The sequence below is a fragment of the Rhodococcus sp. YH3-3 genome, assembly GCF_001653035.1.
In the GTDB taxonomy this organism is placed as follows: Bacteria; Actinomycetota; Actinomycetes; order Mycobacteriales; family Mycobacteriaceae; genus Rhodococcus_F; species Rhodococcus_F qingshengii.
Window position 1 is genome coordinate 1 of record NZ_BCWH01000022.1, and the last position, 1538, is coordinate 1538.

The 1538-nt window shown below is 62.9% G+C and carries 1 protein-coding gene; it reads left to right on the forward strand.

What is annotated here, in order from left to right; genetic code table 11:
- Nucleotides 1-1538: molecular chaperone DnaK (gene dnaK / locus YH3_RS34620; protein ID WP_064445171.1), on the forward strand; the 1538-nt coding region annotated here is incomplete at both ends.

A 1538-nucleotide genomic window follows, 5' to 3' on the forward strand; every position in this document is an offset into this window, starting at 1 on the left:
GAGCGTCTGGTGGGCCAGCTTGCCCGACGGCAGGCGATCTTGAATCCGAAGGGCACGATCTACTCGGCGAAACGCTTCATCGGACGTCACTACGACGAGATCTCCGAGGAAGCCAAAGCGGTCAGCTTCGACGTCGTAGCGGGTGACAACGGTGAGGCCCGCTTCGACGTGCGCGGCAAGAAATACGCACCAGAGGAGATCAGCGCTCTCGTGCTGCGCAAGCTCGTCGACGACGCGAGCAAGTTCCTCGGTGAGAAGGTGAAGGAAGCGGTCATCACTGTTCCTGCCTACTTCAACGACGCGCAACGAAACGCCACCAAGGACGCCGGCCGTATCGCAGGCCTCGAGGTTTTGCGGATTATCAACGAACCGACCGCTGCGGCACTCGCGTACGGCATGGACAAACAGACCCACGAAACCGTACTGGTCTTCGACCTCGGCGGCGGAACCTTCGATGTGAGCCTGCTGGACGTCGGAGAGGGGGTAGTCGAGGTTCGTTCCACGGCCGGCGACTCCCACTTGGGCGGCGACGACTTCGATCGACGCGTGGTGGACTACCTCGCCGACGAATTCCAGCGCGCGGAGAACATCGATCTGCGTAAGGATGCGCAGGCGTTGCAACGACTGTTCGAAGCCGCGGAGAAGGCAAAGGTTGAGCTGTCCTCGGTGACCCAGGCCCAGGTAAACCTGCCTTTCGTTACCGCTGACGCGAATGGTCCCAAACATCTCACCACTACGATCATGCGATCGAAGTTCGATGATTTGACTGCCGATCTGGTGGAACGGTGCCTCGGCCCGGTGAAGCAGGCCATGAGTGACGCCAAGGTCGCCGCCAACGACATCGACGAAGTGATACTGGTCGGCGGTTCGACACGTATCCCGGCTGTACAGGCGCTGGTTCGCCGGCTGACCGGCGGCAAGGACCCCCACATGGGCGTCAACCCGGACGAGGTCGTTGCCCTCGGAGCCGCAGTCCAGGCAGGCGTGCTCAAAGGCGAGGTTTCCGATGTGTTGTTACTCGATGTCACCCCACTGTCCCTCGGCGTCGAGACGCAGGGCGGGGTGATGACGAAGATCATCGAGCGGAACACGACGATCCCGGCACGGCGCAGCGAAGTGTTCTCCACGGCGGAAGACAATCAGTCCGCCGTGGACGTCGTGGTGTTGCAGGGCGAACGCGAACGTGCGGCCGACAACCGGGTGCTGGGCCGGTTCCGGCTGGAAGACATCCGCCCCGCGCCACGTGGCGAGGCCCAGGTGGAAGTCATTTTCGACATCGACGCCAACGGCATCCTGAACGTCACCGCTCGCGACAAGGATACCGGCAAGGAACAGAGCATCACGATCAGTGAACAGGGCAACCTGGATCAGGGTGAGGTCGAGCGCATGTTGGCGGAGGCCGAACGGAACCGGGGTGAGGACGAGGCGCTGCGCAAGGCGGTCGACGCGCGCAACGGGCTCGATTCGGTTGCGTATCAAGTGGAGCGGCGACTCGCCGAACTCGGTGACAGTGCCCCGCCGCATGAGAAGGCGCGGGC